Annotated in this window: 14 protein-coding genes; 5 read left to right on the forward strand and 9 right to left on the reverse strand. The window is 57.6% G+C overall.

The genetic code is table 11. The features are described 5' to 3' along the window. Positions 1-55 precede the first annotated feature (55 nt). A complete protein-coding gene (locus AC2FIC_RS09495; RefSeq protein WP_142633315.1) occupies positions 56-742 on the reverse strand; it encodes a M48 family metallopeptidase in 687 nt (228 codons plus the stop codon). Positions 743-913: 171 nt separating this feature from the next. On the opposite strand from AC2FIC_RS09495, the gene AC2FIC_RS09500 reads away from it, so the two are divergent. After that, positions 914-2398, forward strand: coding sequence for an inorganic phosphate transporter (locus tag AC2FIC_RS09500; protein ID WP_496691098.1), 1485 nt, complete (start codon positions 914-916; stop codon positions 2396-2398). A gap of 36 nt (positions 2399-2434) precedes the next feature. Here AC2FIC_RS09500 and AC2FIC_RS09505 read toward each other — a convergent pair whose 3' ends face one another. From AC2FIC_RS09505 to AC2FIC_RS09525, 5 genes are all read right to left on the reverse strand, one after another. Continuing rightward, positions 2435-3619: a vWA domain-containing protein gene (locus tag AC2FIC_RS09505; RefSeq protein ID WP_281971955.1), complete on the reverse strand. Its 1185-nt coding sequence runs from the start codon at positions 3617-3619 to the stop codon at positions 2435-2437. A 3-nt stretch (positions 3620-3622) separates the two neighbouring features. Next, on the reverse strand, positions 3623-3793 hold the full coding sequence (locus AC2FIC_RS09510) for a hypothetical protein (RefSeq protein WP_185956603.1): 171 nt from the start codon (positions 3791-3793) through the stop codon (positions 3623-3625). A 16-nt stretch (positions 3794-3809) separates the two neighbouring features. Then, the gene (locus tag AC2FIC_RS09515; RefSeq protein WP_496691099.1) at positions 3810-5162 is read right to left on the reverse strand and encodes a DUF2927 domain-containing protein; all 1353 of its coding nucleotides are present in this window, start codon (positions 5160-5162) and stop codon (positions 3810-3812) included. Continuing rightward, on the reverse strand, positions 5159-5608 hold the full coding sequence (locus AC2FIC_RS09520) for a GNAT family N-acetyltransferase (RefSeq protein ID WP_496691100.1): 450 nt from the start codon (positions 5606-5608) through the stop codon (positions 5159-5161). Before AC2FIC_RS09520 ends, AC2FIC_RS09515 begins: the two co-directional genes overlap by 4 nt. A 115-nt stretch (positions 5609-5723) precedes the next feature. Then, complete coding sequence (locus tag AC2FIC_RS09525; RefSeq protein ID WP_271948074.1) at positions 5724-6569, reverse strand: AAA family ATPase; 846 nt, start codon at positions 6567-6569, stop codon at positions 5724-5726. 373 nt (positions 6570-6942) lie between these two features. Here AC2FIC_RS09525 and dksA point away from each other — a divergent pair, with 373 nt between their 5' ends. Beyond that, positions 6943-7365 (forward strand): RNA polymerase-binding protein DksA, encoded by a 423-nt coding sequence (dksA, locus tag AC2FIC_RS09530; RefSeq protein WP_142633326.1) that lies wholly within the window; start codon positions 6943-6945, stop codon positions 7363-7365. Between the two features lie 70 nt (positions 7366-7435). Continuing rightward, positions 7436-8587, forward strand: a complete 1152-nt coding sequence (locus AC2FIC_RS09535) for an FAD-dependent monooxygenase (protein WP_496691101.1) — start codon at positions 7436-7438, stop codon at positions 8585-8587. Positions 8588-8591: 4 nt separating this feature from the next. Here the strand turns inward: AC2FIC_RS09535 and xth are convergent, their stop codons facing one another. Beyond that, positions 8592-9371, reverse strand: a complete 780-nt coding sequence (gene xth, locus AC2FIC_RS09540) for an exodeoxyribonuclease III (protein ID WP_496691102.1) — start codon at positions 9369-9371, stop codon at positions 8592-8594. A gap of 290 nt (positions 9372-9661) precedes the next feature. Next, positions 9662-9985 carry a HesB/IscA family protein gene (locus AC2FIC_RS09545; protein WP_496691103.1) on the reverse strand — a complete coding sequence of 108 codons (324 nt, stop codon included), beginning with the start codon at positions 9983-9985 and terminating at the stop codon, positions 9662-9664. Positions 9986-10060: 75 nt separating this feature from the next. Here AC2FIC_RS09545 and AC2FIC_RS09550 point away from each other — a divergent pair, with 75 nt between their 5' ends. Beyond that, on the forward strand, positions 10061-11233 hold the full coding sequence (locus AC2FIC_RS09550) for a deoxyguanosinetriphosphate triphosphohydrolase (RefSeq protein WP_496691104.1): 1173 nt from the start codon (positions 10061-10063) through the stop codon (positions 11231-11233). Here AC2FIC_RS09550 and AC2FIC_RS09555 read toward each other — a convergent pair. After that, positions 11215-11766, reverse strand: a complete 552-nt coding sequence (locus AC2FIC_RS09555) for a putative pterin-binding protein (RefSeq protein WP_496691105.1) — start codon at positions 11764-11766, stop codon at positions 11215-11217. The genes AC2FIC_RS09550 and AC2FIC_RS09555 overlap by 19 nt on opposite strands. Before the next feature lie 131 nt (positions 11767-11897). On the opposite strand from AC2FIC_RS09555, the gene argS reads away from it, so the two are divergent. Continuing rightward, complete coding sequence (gene argS / locus AC2FIC_RS09560) at positions 11898-13643, forward strand: arginine--tRNA ligase (protein ID WP_496870154.1); 1746 nt, start codon at positions 11898-11900, stop codon at positions 13641-13643. Positions 13644-13698: the final 55 nt, after the last annotated feature.

The following is a 13698-nucleotide window of genomic DNA, read 5'->3' on the forward strand; positions in this document are numbered from 1 at the left end:
ATCTGGCCAAAAATACCTCGGAGAGCGCGAGAGGCTGGCCTCTCGCCGCCGAGCCTCAGCCACGCGCCCAACGCTGCTCAAGCACTTCCAGTGCCGCAATCCGCTCATCCGTTTTGGGATGGCTCATCAACCAGGCGGGTACAACGCCCGCGCGTTGCTGCGTCAAATCCTCAAGCTTGTGAAACAGAGACTTTTGCGGGCCGATGCCGATTCCGGCTTTGGTCAGCAGGGCGGCGGCATATTCATCTGCTTCATATTCATCCCCACGTGACAGGCGCGACGCCAAAAGCGCAGTCAGCGCATTTGCAATCATCGCACCGATGAATGGGATGAACCGGCTCAGAAGCAGCATCAAGGCTGTCCGCAACGCATTCTGTCCAGAAAAATCAATCATCCGTCGCCGTGCATGACCCAAGGCCACATGCCCCAGTTCATGTGCGATGACGCTCGCCATCTCTTCGGCGGAAACCTCGCCATTGAGGAACTTGCGATAAAACCCGCGTGTGATGAATATTCGTCCATCCGGCGCCGCAAGCCCGTTCACCGGGTCGATTTCATATATATAGACCGGAACTCTCTCGATCCCCAGCGCCGCCGCCAGCCGGTCAGTCATACGCTTGAGGGCGGGATCGGCCAGTTCGGTCGATTTCAGGTCAAGCTCGCGATGAGTGCGCCAGACCGAGATCCGGTACATCACCACGGCATACAGAACCGCCAGAAGAATCGGAGTAATTCGGAGCATGGTTCTGATATGGGGATAAGCAGACACAAGGGCAAGGCATCAGCGTTTCCGTGGGCCTGAAAGGTCTCCAAGCTACCATGACGCAGTGGAAACTGGGTTCATTAGGATTCTAACTGTTGAAAAACGCCGCCTGCCGCCTTATCCGCACGGGAACTCGTCGGAGAATACACAATGTCCAACAATGACCACGAAGCCCGTCACCTGGAAACGCTTGACCGCGACCTTAGACGCTTTTCTCGGCTAGAAGTGGCAACCTCCCAGGTGGGTCGCCCATTTGTCGGGTCTGGCATCGCGCTTTCTTTTATCGTTGTCGCAGGTCTTGTGGCAGCCTTCCTGTTCGGACAAGGCAACAACACGCTGATCGTAGTGCTTGCGGCAATGTTTGGGGCTTATATGGCGCTGAATATCGGGGCCAATGATGTTGCCAACAATATGGGACCGGCGGTCGGGGCCAATGCGCTGACCATGGGAGGCGCCATCGCGATTGCTGCCATATTCGAAAGTGCCGGCGCGCTGATCGCTGGAGGCGACGTTGTTTCCACGATCGCGAAGGGCATTATCGCTCCTGAAAGCATGGGAACGCAGACTGTATTCATCTGGGCAATGATGGCGGCTTTGTTGTCTTCGGCGCTTTGGGTCAACCTGGCGACCTGGGTCGGAGCGCCTGTGTCCACGACCCACTCGGTTGTCGGAGGCGTCATGGGGGCGGGGATCGCCGCAGCCGGTTTTGGCGCAGTAAGCTGGGGGACGATGAGCAAGATCGCGGCCAGCTGGGTTATCTCGCCGATGCTTGGCGGTCTGGTCGCCGCAGGATTTCTCTGGTTCATCAAGTCGCGGATTATCTATCAGGACGACAAGATCGCCGCGGCCCGGAAATGGGTGCCGATGCTGGTTGGTATCATGGCAGCGGCTTTTGCCAGCTATCTGGCGCTGAAGGGGCTCAAGAAGATCGTCAAGATCGACCTCGGCACGGCTTTGTTGATCGGAGCCGCCTGTGGTGGGCTGGTCTGGGCCGTGATGATTCCGGTTATTCGGCGTCAATCCGAAGGTCTGGAGAACCGCAATAAATCCCTCAAAGTATTGTTCGGCATCCCTCTGATCGTATCCGCCGCATTGCTGAGCTTTGCACATGGGGCCAATGATGTGGCCAATGCCGTTGGGCCTTTGGCAGCCATCGTGCAAGCCTCTGCCTCGGGTGATTTCACCCAGGCGATTAGTATTCCCTATTGGGTCATGATCATCGGCGCCTTTGGCATTTCGTTTGGCCTGTTCCTGTTTGGGCCAAAACTGATCCGAATGGTTGGCAGCCAAATAACCAAACTTAACCCGATGCGTGCCTATTGCGTTGCGCTGTCCGCAGCCATCACCGTTATCGTGGCCAGTTGGCTGGGTCTTCCCGTAAGCTCGACCCATATTGCAGTGGGTGCCGTCTTTGGTGTCGGCTTCTTCCGTGAATGGGATGCTGAAAGACGGCTGCGTAAAGCCCGCATTACAGTGCCTGAGCGGACGGTTCTGGCACCGGAAGAACGCCGCCGGCGCAAGCTGGTGCGCCGCTCGCACTTTATGACGATCATAGCAGCCTGGATTATTACCGTGCCCGCGGCGGCTGTGTTGTCGGGTGTTCTGTTTCTGGGCATTCAGGCCATCGCCGGGTAATCCCGGCCTTGGCAGAACCTGATCCGCGGGCTGGCGTTATCGCGTCAGCTCGCGCATTCCTTTTTCCAGCCCGGCCAGAGTCATCGGCACCATCCGATCCTGAAAAATCTCGCGGATCATTCCGATTGAGTGGGTATATTCCCAATACTTCTCAGGCACTGGGTTAATCCACAGGTTCGATGCCCATTGGTCGCGTGCCCGCTGCAGCCAGATCTGGCCAGCCTCCTGGTTCCAATGTTCATTGGCACCGCCGGGATAGGCGACCTCATAAGGGCTCATCGAGGCGTCACCGACGAAGATGCATTTGTAATCGGGACCATAGGTGCGCAACACCTCATGGGTCGGCGTCTGCTGGTCCCAGCGGCGGATGTTGTCACGCCAGACACCTTCGTACAGGCAGTTGTGGAAGTAGTAGTATTCCAGATGCTTGAATTCGGTTCTTGCGGCCGAGAACAGCTCTTCCACCACTTTGATATGTGGGTCCATTGAGCCTCCGACGTCCAGAAACAACAGAACCTTGACGGCATTGTGCCGTTCGGGCCGGGTTTTGACGTCTAGATATCCATGCTCGGCTGTTGCGCGGATGGTGCCGTCCAGATCAAGCTCTTCCGCCGCACCCTCGCGGGCCCAGCGGCGCAGGCGTTTCAGCGCGACCTTGATGTTGCGCGTGCCCAGTTCGACCGTGTCGTCGAGGTTCTTGAACTCACGTTTGTCCCAGACCTTGACCGCGCGCTGATGGCGGCTTTCCTTCTGACCGATCCGCACGCCTTCGGGATTGTACCCATAGGCCCCGAAGGGCGAGGTTCCGGCGGTGCCGATCCATTTGTTGCCACCCTGATGGCGGCCTTGCTGATCCTTGAGCCGCTCTTTCAGCGTCTCCATCAGCTTGTCGAATCCGCCAAGGGCCTCGATCTCGGCTTTTTCCTCTTCGCTGAGGTGCTTTTCCGCCATCTTCGCCAGCCATTCGGCAGGGATGTCGACGGCTTCGAGGACCTGTTCGAACCCGATCTGTTCCAGCCCTTCAAAGCTGGCGGCAAAAGCGCGGTCGAACTTGTCGATATTGCGTTCGTCCTTCACCATCGACACGCGGGCGAGGTAATAAAACGCCTCGACATCATAGGTTGCCAGCCCCTTTTTCATACCCTCCAGAAAGGTCAGATATTCCCGCAGGGATACGGGGATACCGGCTTTGCGAAGGTTTTCGAAAAAGGGAACAAACATGGGCTACACCACAAAGCGAACCAGAACCAAGGACAGAATGAGCCCGACCAGCGCAAAGGCGATTCCATATCCGGCTGCATATTGCGCGATATCAGCGCCGCTGCCGTTGCGTTTGCGCGCGGTCAGCGCCCCAAGGAGCGCACCCAGCACCGCCAGTCCCAGAACCACTATCATGCGTTAATCGCCCCCGTTAATTGACTGGTCCTTCTGCGACGTCCTGCATAAGCGACCGGGCCACTACATCCGAGCCAAAGCCGTATCGTGCCCATCTCAGACTGTCCAGTCTGATGGAACGTGCCTCTGTGGAACGGCCGACTTCATTCAGGACCTCGGCTTTCAGCAACAACAACGTTGCAAGCTGCGAGGCGTTCTCGGCCCGTGTCATCACGTTGATAGCATCGTCGATTTCGGGCAGGAACTCTGGCCCATTGCCCTGCGAAAGCGCAAAGGCGCCCAGTTGGGTCGTGATGTAGGATTGATGCAATTCCGTGCCCGGTGTAGCGCGCAGAAACTGCAGGGCAATATCATATTGGCGCAACGCCTCTTGCGGATCATCGAACTGTTCCATGCGGCCCATCAGGTAATGAGGGTAAGCGCGCCGGTGATCGGTCCAACCTTGTTCCTTGCCAATTCGGGCTGCCTTGCGGGCCTGCCTCATGCGCGATTGCTGGCTGCGATTGGATTGCAAGGATTTCTGAATTGCTGAAATCCAGGCTCGTGGAGTTTCCGACATGGGCTGTACCGGCACCGCATCACCGCGCGGATTCAGACGCGAGAGAATTTCGGGTATGGCCGTTTCGACCTGTTCACGTGTCATACCGCTGTGCAGTTGGGATGAATATGCGGCCTTCAGGATCAACATGTCGAACCCGGTCAGAACCGTGTGGATATTGTCATCGTTGAATACCGAGTCCGGAAGGCGATACAGGTCATTCAGCGGGCCAAGCGCCTGTGCGATCTCTTCGTGCAGGCAGTCACGTTTTTCCTGCGGACTTGCATCGGCGGGAATGAAGATGCCCAGTCGCTGACGGCTGCTCAGTTTGGTCCAGCTGCTTTTCTGTTTGAACCGATCCCGGCGGTACTCCTCAAGGCTTGAGGCATTGGGCACCACGAAACATGCTGCCTGAGGCAGGATGGCCTGAATCTCTTTTTGACTGACCGCCGCGATCGTGATGTTGGCCTGACCGTCCTTGATCTGTTTGATGTCTATCCCGGCCTCGGTGCGCAGACGGGTCAGCAGGCGGCCCAGGTCCTTTTGAAGCGAGGGCGTCGCAGCCCCGGTCAACCGCACCGTGATCGGGGTTTCGAACCGCGTAAAAACAGGCAGTTCCGTACCCCCTTCCAGTGCGAAATGCAGAGAGATGAAATCCGCTGCCATGTTCTCATTCGACCGCGCCGGAGGCGAGGGGTATGCACGCGTAAAGGACTTGGCAGGGGGCAGGGGTGGTTCGACGTCCACAATCACGGATGGGCTTTCGGCAGGCTCAATCGTGGTACATGCGGTCAGGACAAAGCTGATCAAGATTGCGACCCATCGCGTCATGGGCGCTGATACTTGATGAAAGGTGTCTGTTTGCCAATCCTGTCATAGAGCTTTCGCGCGGTATGGTTGAAATCCTGCGTCAGCCAATAGACAGACGGTGCACCTTGCCGGTCCGCTTCATCGTAAACGGCCTGAATCAAAGCGCGACCGACCCCCATGCCGCGCGCCTCGGGGCGGGCGAATAGATCCTGCAAGTAGCACACGCTTTCTTCCTTCCAGGCATGGCGGTGGAACAGAAAGTGGGTCAAACCCACAAGCCCTCCGTCTGCCTGCGCGACGAAACAAGAAAAATCGTTCGGATCAACCCCCAGCAGTCGCGAGAATGTGCTGTCATAGACGGAATCCGGAACCGTGGTTTCATAAAACGCCAGATAATCCCGCCACATATCCGCCCAGTCCTCGCGATCAGTCGGATGCAAGGCTCGAATTGTTACTGTTTCTGGCATTGCTGAGTCCCGTTGGGTCTGATGGTAAATTGCCCGGACAAGCCGGGCAACCTGAGACCAATGCTTGCATCCGAGACTTGCTAAGGCAAGCGGCGATCACCGAGGGTTTACCGGCTCAGCGTTTGTTGCGGGCCATGAATGCCAGGCGTTCGAACAGGTGCACGTCCTGTTCATTCTTAAGCAGCGCACCGTGCAGTTTGGGCAGGGCATTGGCGCCATCGCGCTTGAGGTCTTCGGCGGTCAGGTCCTCGGCCAGCAGCAGCTTGAGCCAGTCCAGCACCTCTGAGGTTGATGGCTTTTTCTTCAGGCCCTGAGTTTCGCGAATCTCATAGAACTGGGTCAGAGCCGTTGTCAAAAGCGCATCTTTGATGCCGGGATGATGGACCTCGACGATGCGGCGCATCGTGGCCTCATCAGGGAACCGGATATAGTGAAAGAAACACCGGCGCAGGAAGGCGTCGGGCAGTTCCTTTTCATTGTTCGATGTGATGATGACGATCGGACGGTTCTTGGCGCGGATCGTTTCGCTGGTCTCGTAGACGTGAAACTCCATCTTATCGAGCTCTTGCAGCAGATCGTTCGGAAACTCGATATCGGCCTTGTCGATCTCGTCGATCAACAACACGACCTTTTCATCGGTTTCAAAGGCCTGCCACAATTTACCCTTGCGGATATAGTTCGACACGTCGTGCACGCGCTCTTCACCCAACTGGCTGTCGCGCAGACGACTGACGGCATCGTATTCATACAGTCCCTGCTGCGCGCGGGTGGTGGATTTCACGTTCCACTCGATCATCCGCAGCCCCAATGCTCCGGCCACCTGCTTGGCCAACTCGGTCTTGCCAGTTCCAGGCTCACCTTTGACCAGCAAGGGACGTTCCAACGTCACGGCGGCATTTACCGCAATGGTCAGATCGTCTGTGGCGACGTATTCGGCTGTTCCTTGGAAACGTGCGGTCATTGGCCCCTCATCAAGTGTCGTGCGAAATGCGCCCTTGGGGTTACCGCGCAGCAGAAATTTTGACAAGCCAGGTCGCTGCGTCGCATGAAGGGAAATTGCCGAGTAACTACAATGCTTTTGGTTGATTCGTGCGCTAACATCCGGTGCCGTCTTTTTGGCGTTGCCCTGAAATGGCCAGTTAATTTTCACAGAAAAACAAGGTTTTGTTGTTTGGTTGGACGTATTTAGATCACGCGCAATGGCGCGGCGCCGGGGCGACGTTTGCATAGTGACAATTACTGCGCTGTCAGATAAACGCTCCGCAGAAGGGGATTGCCGCATGTCAGGTAATGAGAGAGTGACCGGCGTTGCAGGCCACACCGAGGGAGCAAAAATGAAGCAGGAAGTTTTTCTGCCTGAAGATTACCGTCCAGCTGAAGACGAACCATTTATGAATGACAGGCAGCTAGAGTATTTTCGTCGCAAGCTGCTGGATTGGAAAAACGAACTAATGGCTGGCAGCCGCGATACGATCGAAGGGCTGCAGGACAATACCCGTAACATTCCGGATGTCGCTGACCGCGCAAGCGAAGAAACCGATCGCGCGCTGGAACTGCGCACCCGCGATCGTCAGCGCAAGCTGGTTGCCAAGATCGATTCTGCCATGCGCCGGATTGATGAAGGCGAGTACGGCTATTGCGAGATGACCGGTGATCCGATTTCGCTGAAACGTTTGGATGCGCGCCCAATCGCGACCATGACGCTTGAGGCGCAGGAACGGCATGAGCGTCGCGAAAAGGTCCACCGCGACGATTGATCGCTGGGAAAATCTGATAACATAGACGCCGGGGCCTTTTGCTCCGGCGTTTTTGCGTTAAGCCGGTGACATGAACATCAGCGGATCGAAATTCGGCATAGTCGGAGGTGGCATTGGCGGCCTCGCGGCTGCTTTGACCCTGCGACAGCGCGGCGCCGTGGTGACCGTGTTTGAGCAGGCACCAGAATTGACCGAGGTTGGCGCGGGCCTTCAGATCAGCGCCAACGGGATGGCTGTGCTGCGTGCGCTGAAGGTTGTTGCGGACACGCCCGAGGCTGGGCTTTTGTCCCATGGAACGGTCCTTCGTGATTACCGGGCAGGGCGGCTGGTCTGCAAAATCGTGCCACCCTCTGCCGGGCCTACCTATTATTACCATCGCGCTGACCTGCTTGATCTTCTCTACAAAGCGGCGGTTCAAAAAGGGGTAGAGTTTCACCTTGGTGCGCGTGTGGAACGGGTGCGAAAGCACCCGTCCGAGGCCGAAATTACCCTCGATACGGGGGCGAGATTTCGGGTTGATTGTGCAGTCGCCGCGGACGGCGGCCAAAGTGCAATTCGTGCTGACCTGACTGGCAGGGAAACACCGAAATTCACACATCAGGTTGCCTGGCGCGCGACGATTCCATGGGACCGACGCAACAAGAACCCTTGCGCTGTGCTAACCATGGGGCCGGGACGGCATGTAGTGACGTATCCTTTGCGCGATCAGACCCTGATGAACATCGTGGCAATCGAAGAGAGGTCTGACTGGCAGGAAGAAGGTTGGCGTCTACGCGGTGATCCCGAAGAGCTGAAGGCGCGATTTGCAGGTTTTGGCGGCTTGGTCAAAGAGATTTTGCAAGAGGTTCAGGACCCGAATATCTGGGCATTGTTCCTGCGCCCTGTTGCTGAATGCTGGCAGAATGGGCGTGTGGCGCTTTTGGGCGACGCAGCTCATCCGACGCTGCCTTTCATGGCCCAAGGTGCTTGCCTTGCACTAGAAGATGCCTGGACTCTGGGGCGGTCTTTCGAAGAACAATCCGGCGTTTCGCAAGCACTGGCCGCCTATGAAGCGACCCGTCGCCAGCGGGCAACTCGGGTGGTCGCTGCCGCTGGAGCCAACGCGCGCAACTTCCATCTACGTGGCCCTATGCGTGTCGGGGCGCAACTGGCGTTGATGGCAGTTGGATCGCGGTTGGGCCGAAAATATGATTGGATCTATGAGTTCGATGCCACGGCTTAGCCGATTACAGATCTAGATCTATCCAAACCGGAACATGATCTGACGGTTTTTCGTGCCCCCGAATTTCGGAATCGATTTTGCAATCGCGCAACAGGTCAGCGGCCTGAGGGGTCAGAAGGAAATGATCAATACGAATCCCGTCATTTCGGTTCCACGCACCCGCTTGATAATCCCAGAATGAATAATGTTCCGGACCTTGCGTGCCAGCGCGAAAGGCCTCGGTGAAGCCGAGATTCAGAATTTTCCGAAATGCGGCCCGGCTTTCAGGGCGAAACAATGCATCCTCGCGCCAGGCATCGGGACGCGCTGCGTCTTCGGCCTGGGGAATGATGTTGTAATCACCTGCCATCAGCGCGGGCTCTTCACCGTTCATCAGATCGCGGGCGCGATGATAGAGCCGTTCCATCCAGGCGAGTTTATACTCATATTTCGGCCCTGGGGCGGGGTTGCCGTTCGGCAGATAAAGCCCGCAGATACGCAGCGCCTGTTTGCCGACGACCGTGGCCTCGATCCAGCGGGCCTGTTCATCCTCATCATCACCGGGCAAACCCCGCGAGACGTCCTCGAGCGGTAGCTTCGACAGAATGGCAACGCCGTTAAAGCTTTTCTGACCGTGCGTTTCCACGTTGTACCCGCGCGCCTCAAAGATCTCTCTGGGGAAGTTATCGTCGACAGACTTGATCTCTTGCAGCAGCACAACATCGGGCTGGGCATCATCCAGCCAACGCGGCAATGCTTCGGCCCGCGCCTTGATTCCGTTGATGTTGAATGTGGCGATTTTCATGCGCGACCCTCCGACAGTCCTTGGCAACCTATCGCCCAGAACGGGCCCAACGGCAAGGCGGAGAACAGGTTTGCGAGGCGCTGCCTCGCGCTCCGAGGTATTTTTGGCCAGATGAAGAAACGGACCGTTAACCAGAATCTCCGAAAATCAGCTGGCGGTACAGGCGGAGGCGCCGATGACCGCGCCAGGTGAAGCTCTCCGGTCTAGAAATCGGAGAGCGGATCCCTGCTTCATCCGGCTAGAAATACCTTGGGGGTGTGGGGGTGTGGGGGTGAAGCCCCCACGGGTGATCACATTGAAAACGAAGTGCCGCAGCCGCAGGAGGAGGTGGCGTTTGGGTTTTCGATCACAAAGCGTGCGCCGATCAGTTCTTGCGTGAAATCAATCACCGCATTTTCAAGAAACGGCAGTGAGATTGCGTCGACAATGACCTTCTGCCCCTTACCCTCAAGAACCAAATCGTCCTCTTTGGGTTTGTCCAATGCAATTTCGTACTGAAAGCCCGAACACCCGCCACCTTCGACAGCGACACGCAGGGCTTGACCCTGATCGGCCGCGCCGATCTCGGCAAGGCGGTCAAAGGCGCGTTCTGTAACTATCGGGGGCAGATTCATGCCAAACTCCAAAGGTTTATTTCTTAACCACTCTACCATATAGAAAGCCCAAGGACAGGCGACAAGGACAGGCCGTTGGACAGAGCAGGTTTTGCCTCGAATCCCGACCGCGCAAGAGGGCGGTTGGTGCCAGAGGAAGAAAGCAGTTTCCGGTCATGCTTTCAGCGCGACCGGGACCGGATCATTCATGCCAGCGCCTTTCGGCGGCTCAAGCACAAGACCCAAGTTTTTGTTGAGCACGAAGGGGATAGCTATCGGACCCGGTTGACCCATTCGATTGAGGTCGCGCAGGTGGCGCGGACGATTGCCGGGGCCTTGGGTTTGAATCCAGAACTGACTGAAGCGGTTGCCCTGGCCCATGATCTTGGCCACACGCCGTTCGGACATACTGGCGAGGATGCCTTGCATGAGATCATGCAGCCGTATGGCGGGTTCGATCATAACGCGCAGGCCATTCGGATCGTCACCCGGCTCGAGCGTCATTATGCCGAGTTCGATGGGTGCAACCTTACGTGGGAAACCCTGGAAGGCATTGCAAAACACAATGGACCGGTAGAAGGGGCTTTGCCTTGGGCGCTGGCGGAATGCAATGCGGCTTTTGATCTGGAACTGTACACGCACGCAAGCGCAGAGGCGCAGGTGGCGGCCTTGTCTGACGACATCGCCTATAACAATCATGACCTGTTGGACGGGCTGAGGGCGGAGTTGTTCAGCGACGAGGACATTCAGCGACTGCCGATCGTGGGCGACTGTTATGCGGAGGTGGATCGCAAGTACCCGGGCCTCGACCCCTATCGCCGTCGGCATGAGGCATTGCGGCGGGTGTTTGGGGTTATGGTGTCGGACGTGATCGACACGTCTCGGGCTCTGATCGCAGGGTCCGGTGCCCAGAGCGTCGAAGAGATCCGGCATCTTGGCTATCCGGTCATTCAGTTCTCAACAGGCCTTTGGGCGCAACTGAAGGAAATTCGCGCTTTCCTGTTTTCGCGGATGTACAGGGCGCCGTCGGTGATGACGGTGCGCGCCGAGGTCAGCAAAGTGGTCGAGGATTTGTTTCCAATCTACCTTGGCGATCCGAAGCAAATGCCCGCGCGCTGGCACGCGGACATTGAAGAGGCTGAGGATGAGACTGCCTTAGCCCGGATCGTATCGGACTATATTGCTGGGATGACCGACAGGTTTGCGCTACAGGATCATGCCAGACTGACTGGCCGCCCGATACCGGCGGATCACTCGACCCCGATATAGGCCAAAGCCCAGACTTGTTGGCCCGTCTGATCCTGCGCCGCCTCAGCGTCGTCGGTGGGTGGGAAGACGATCATCGTTGGGCCATACCCTCCGATCCCCATGGGGGCGCCGTCGGCGTGGGTGGCGAGGATAGGCTGATAGGTCGAGATGCTTTGCCAGGGGATTTCAGCCTGATACCCGTCCATTGCCATCGGCTTGGCCGTCTTACCTTCGGCACCGGCTATGACCATCACATCCGACAAAAGCGGGCCGCTAAAGGTGATGTCGCGTTGGTTGGCCTCTGTGCCGTAGGGAATTGTGATCTCGACCTGATCCAAACTATCCAGCAATGTCGCGTCAAAGCCAGCTGCCCCGTCATGGGTGACCTCCAGATATCCCAGCAAGCCGCCGTCATTCTCGCCGCGCGCGGGCAGATTGGTTTCCTCAACCGCGCCGCCAAGGGTGACCAGCACATGGCCTTGCGGGGCAGGCATTTCAGCAAAAGCGGGCAGGGCGGTCGACAAGAGCAGGCACAGGGGCAGGGCAAGGCGCATAGGAATCTCCGTTTAGATAGATATGACCGACCTTAGCGGCGGCGGCTCTTATTCCAAGCGCATTCTGGCGCCGTCCATTGACCTTGCTGCACCGCGTGGTAAACCGCCGGGCAAGCAAAAGGACATTCGAAATGAACCTGTTTTCCGAGATCCGCAGCCTCGTGCTGGACGCGCTGGCACAGATGCAGTCCGAAGGCGCGCTGCCCGAAGGGCTGAGCTTTGACAACGTGGCCGTTGAACCGCCGCGCGATGCGGCGCATGGCGACATGGCGACGAATGCGGCTATGGTGCTGGCAAAGCCCACCAAGATGAAACCGCGCGACATTGCCGATGCGCTGGCCGGAAAGCTGGCCGAGGATAACCGGATCACCAGTGCCGAGGTTGCCGGGCCGGGGTTCTTGAACCTGCGGTTGGCGCCATCGGTCTGGCAGAGTGTACTGGCTGCGGTGCTGCAACAGGGCACGGACTATGGCCGCTCGACCATGGGGCATGGGCAGAAGGTCAACGTGGAATACGTCTCGGCCAACCCGACCGGCCCCTTGCATGTGGGTCATACGCGGGGCGCCGTGTTCGGAGATGCGCTGGCAAGCCTGTTGGCCTATTCCGGCCATAACGTGACCCGTGAATACTACATCAATGATGGCGGCGCGCAGGTGGATGTTCTGGCACGCTCGGCTTACGAACGGTATCGCGAGGCAAACGGGCTGAGCCCCGAGATTGCCGAAGGCCTGTATCCTGGCGACTATCTGATCCCGATTGGCGAGGCGTTGAAAGAGAAATACGGTGACAGCCTGATCGACAAACCGGAAAGCGACTGGCTGGAAGAACTGCGCGAGTTTTCGACAGACGCGATGATGGACCTGATCCGCGCCGACCTGAAGGCGCTGGGCGTTGAGATGGATGTGTTCTTCTCGGAAAAGTCGCTCTATGGCACGGGTCGGATTGAAGCTGCGTTGCAATCCCTGACCGACAAGGGCCTGATCTATGAGGGCGTGCTGGAGCCGCCCAAGGGCAAAAAGCCCGAAGATTGGGAACCACGTGAGCAGACCCTGTTCAAATCGACCGAGCATGGCGACGACGTGGATCGCCCGGTCAAGAAATCGGACGGGAGCTGGACCTATTTTGCCCCGGATATCGCCTATCACTATGACAAAGTGACCCGTGGGTTTGACGCGTTGATCGATGTGTTCGGCGCTGACCACGGTGGCTATGTCAAACGGATGAAGGCCGCAGTATCGGCTCTGTCCGATGGCAAGGTACCGCTGGATATCAAGCTAACCCAGTTGGTGAAACTGTGGAAGAACGGCGAGCCGTTCAAGATGTCCAAGCGGGCAGGGAACTTCGTCACATTGCGTGATGTGGTCGATCAGGTTGGCCCGGATGTGACCCGCTTCGTGATGCTGACCCGCAAGAATGACGCTGCCCTGGATTTTGACTTTGACAAGGTGTTGGAACAAAGCCGCGAGAACCCCGTTTTCTACGTCCAATATGCCCATGCCCGCGTGATGAGTGTTCTGCGCCGTGCAGCTGAGGCCGGGATCGACGCGCAGGACCCAGCGCTTAAAAGCGCCGATCTGGGTAAGATCGACCATGCCTCTGAGCTGACTGTTGCCAAGAAGCTGGCCGAATGGCCGCGTCTGGTTGAGATCGCCGCGCGTACCAATGAACCCCACCGCGTTGCCTTCTATCTGTATGAACTTGCAGGGGATTTCCACGCGCTTTGGAACAAGGGCAACGATGAAACCCAGCTGCGGTTTATTCAGGATGGCGATGTTGCCACAAGCCAGTCAAAAATCGCACTGGCCCGGTCCGTTTCTGTTGTGATTTCAGCAGGCTTGGGTATTCTTGGCGTTACTCCGGCGCAGGAGATGCGGTGAACAACACCGTCCGAACCGCCGGTACGAGGTAGGCAAGAAATGACCCGCGCGCCTT

Source organism: Ruegeria sp. CDSC079, from assembly GCF_059610505.1.

Coding starts and splice junctions, on each gene's coding strand:
- AC2FIC_RS09495 (WP_142633315.1), bottom strand. CDS start 742: ATGCTCCGAATTACTCCGATTCTTCTGGCGGTTCTGTATGCCGTGGTG.
- AC2FIC_RS09500 (WP_496691098.1), top strand. CDS start 914: ATGTCCAACAATGACCACGAAGCCCGTCACCTGGAAACGCTTGACCGC.
- AC2FIC_RS09505 (WP_281971955.1), bottom strand. CDS start 3,619: ATGTTTGTTCCCTTTTTCGAAAACCTTCGCAAAGCCGGTATCCCCGTA.
- AC2FIC_RS09510 (WP_185956603.1), bottom strand. CDS start 3,793: ATGATAGTGGTTCTGGGACTGGCGGTGCTGGGTGCGCTCCTTGGGGCG.
- AC2FIC_RS09515 (WP_496691099.1), bottom strand. CDS start 5,162: ATGACGCGATGGGTCGCAATCTTGATCAGCTTTGTCCTGACCGCATGT.
- AC2FIC_RS09520 (WP_496691100.1), bottom strand. CDS start 5,608: ATGCCAGAAACAGTAACAATTCGAGCCTTGCATCCGACTGATCGCGAG.
- AC2FIC_RS09525 (WP_271948074.1), bottom strand. CDS start 6,569: ATGACCGCACGTTTCCAAGGAACAGCCGAATACGTCGCCACAGACGAT.
- dksA (WP_142633326.1), top strand. CDS start 6,943: ATGAAGCAGGAAGTTTTTCTGCCTGAAGATTACCGTCCAGCTGAAGAC.
- AC2FIC_RS09535 (WP_496691101.1), top strand. CDS start 7,436: ATGAACATCAGCGGATCGAAATTCGGCATAGTCGGAGGTGGCATTGGC.
- xth (WP_496691102.1), bottom strand. CDS start 9,371: ATGAAAATCGCCACATTCAACATCAACGGAATCAAGGCGCGGGCCGAA.
- AC2FIC_RS09545 (WP_496691103.1), bottom strand. CDS start 9,985: ATGAATCTGCCCCCGATAGTTACAGAACGCGCCTTTGACCGCCTTGCC.
- AC2FIC_RS09555 (WP_496691105.1), bottom strand. CDS start 11,766: ATGCGCCTTGCCCTGCCCCTGTGCCTGCTCTTGTCGACCGCCCTGCCC.
- argS (WP_496870154.1), top strand. CDS start 11,898: ATGAACCTGTTTTCCGAGATCCGCAGCCTCGTGCTGGACGCGCTGGCA.